Origin of the sequence: Candidatus Magnetobacterium casense (genome assembly GCF_019173545.1) — a bacterium.
Classification (GTDB): Bacteria; Nitrospirota; Thermodesulfovibrionia; order Thermodesulfovibrionales; family Magnetobacteriaceae; genus Magnetobacterium; species Magnetobacterium cryptolimnobacter.
In genome coordinates, this window is record NZ_JABXWD010000700.1 from 1 (window position 1) to 1,287 (window position 1,287).

Sequence of the window (1,287 nt, forward strand, 5' to 3'; positions counted from 1 at the left end):
CGTCAGATATTATGATACCAAGCATTGCAGGTCAACAGATAGTATGGCGAGGCAGGTTTCTCAATGCGCTCATCCTGGAGTATCAAACATCCGGGGGTGAGCTGATGCACTGGGAGGCATTTAAGCGAAACAACTGCGACGGCATTGTGGCCATAGTGCCCTTTACGGCAGACGATCAGATAATAGTGATCAAGCAGTTCAGACCGCCCATTGGCAAGTATGTCGTAGAGTTTCCCGCCGGTCTCAACGATCGTAACGAGTCGCTGGCCGCTACGGCCCGACGTGAACTGCTTGAAGAGACCGGATACGACGCCCCGAATCTGGAACAGATAGCCGTTGGTCCGTTGTCTGCGGGGGCATCTACGGAGGTGCTCACCGTCTATGTCGCCAGGGATGTTGTACACAAGGGCATGCAAAACCTCGACAGAGGCGAGGATATAGAGATAATAAAACTGCCCGTAAAGGACTTCTATCAACAACTCTACGCACTTGAAAATCAAGATACGTATATTGACCTGAAGCTCTACGGGCTATTTGTGTTGGGTCTACGGCATATCAGCGCCACACGGGTCACCCTCCCTTAGGCTACAGGAGGGATACCCTAACGCAGAATGGTACCTTGGTTCCGGGGGTGGTCTGACGCCTTTATTCGTGCTCAGAGGCAGGGGTCACGACCGCCATAACAACCAACCGTTCACCCTTTGAGGCCTTAAAGCCGTGGGGAACCATCGGGTCACACAAGATAGCGGTTTTGGCGTCGGCCTCGACCTCTTCCTCACCAACCGTGAAGACCCCGCGGCCTTCGACACAGTACATCACAAGTCTCATCGGGGCCTTGTGGGGCTTGATCTCCTGGCCGGGTTCCAGGCACATCAGGGCCATGCGCATCTCGGGCTTGTCCGACAGCATCTGCTTGGAAAAGCTTGTGGCATTGAAATTTATAAGTTTCTTCAGGTCTAATACTTCCATGTGTTTTTTACCTCCGTGTCTTTCTTAAGTTTCGTTAATTGTAGCACGTTGTCGTTGCAATATGCTATGATGCAAAACATACTAAACTTTTCACGCTAAGTTCACTGGTATGACCCCTGTTGCGATAAATGCTGACGTTGTTAGCACGATGGTAAGCAGTACCAGCATGATATCCACCAGCGGTATGACGTTTATGTAATCAAACTCTTTCTCTTGCATTGCGTACCTCCCATTGCACCAGAATGACCTTGACCCTTCTCAGGAGGCAGTTATAGAAGGTGACCGAGGGGATTGCCACGACAAGCCCTATGGCGGTCG

At 51.2% G+C, this 1,287-nt stretch carries 3 protein-coding genes and 1 pseudogene; 1 reads left to right on the forward strand and 3 read right to left on the reverse strand.

Features of this window, described 5'->3' with window-relative positions:
• A partial coding sequence (locus HWQ67_RS18855) for an NUDIX hydrolase (protein ID WP_218254237.1) occupies positions 1-584 on the forward strand: 584 nt, incomplete at its 5' end.
• A gap of 61 nt (positions 585-645) precedes the next feature.
• Here the strand turns inward: HWQ67_RS18855 and HWQ67_RS18860 are convergent.
• From HWQ67_RS18860 to HWQ67_RS20730, 3 genes and pseudogenes are all read right to left on the reverse strand, one after another.
• A complete protein-coding gene (locus tag HWQ67_RS18860; protein WP_040335102.1) occupies positions 646-969 on the reverse strand; it encodes a cupin domain-containing protein in 324 nt (107 codons plus the stop codon).
• 96 nt (positions 970-1,065) lie between these two features.
• Positions 1,066-1,188 (reverse strand): annotated as a pseudogene (locus tag HWQ67_RS18865) (biopolymer transporter ExbD); the annotation flags it as partial.
• The gene (locus tag HWQ67_RS20730) at positions 1,169-1,279 is read right to left on the reverse strand and encodes a hypothetical protein (protein ID WP_425340741.1); all 111 of its coding nucleotides are present in this window, start codon (positions 1,277-1,279) and stop codon (positions 1,169-1,171) included. The pseudogene HWQ67_RS18865 and the gene HWQ67_RS20730, both read right to left, overlap by 20 nt.
• Positions 1,280-1,287: the final 8 nt, after the last annotated feature.

What these genes read in the sequence shown, in the direction of transcription:
- HWQ67_RS18860 (WP_040335102.1), bottom strand. Translation starts at nt 969, where the DNA reads ATGGAAGTATTAGACCTGAAGAAACTTATAAATTTCAATGCCACAAGC.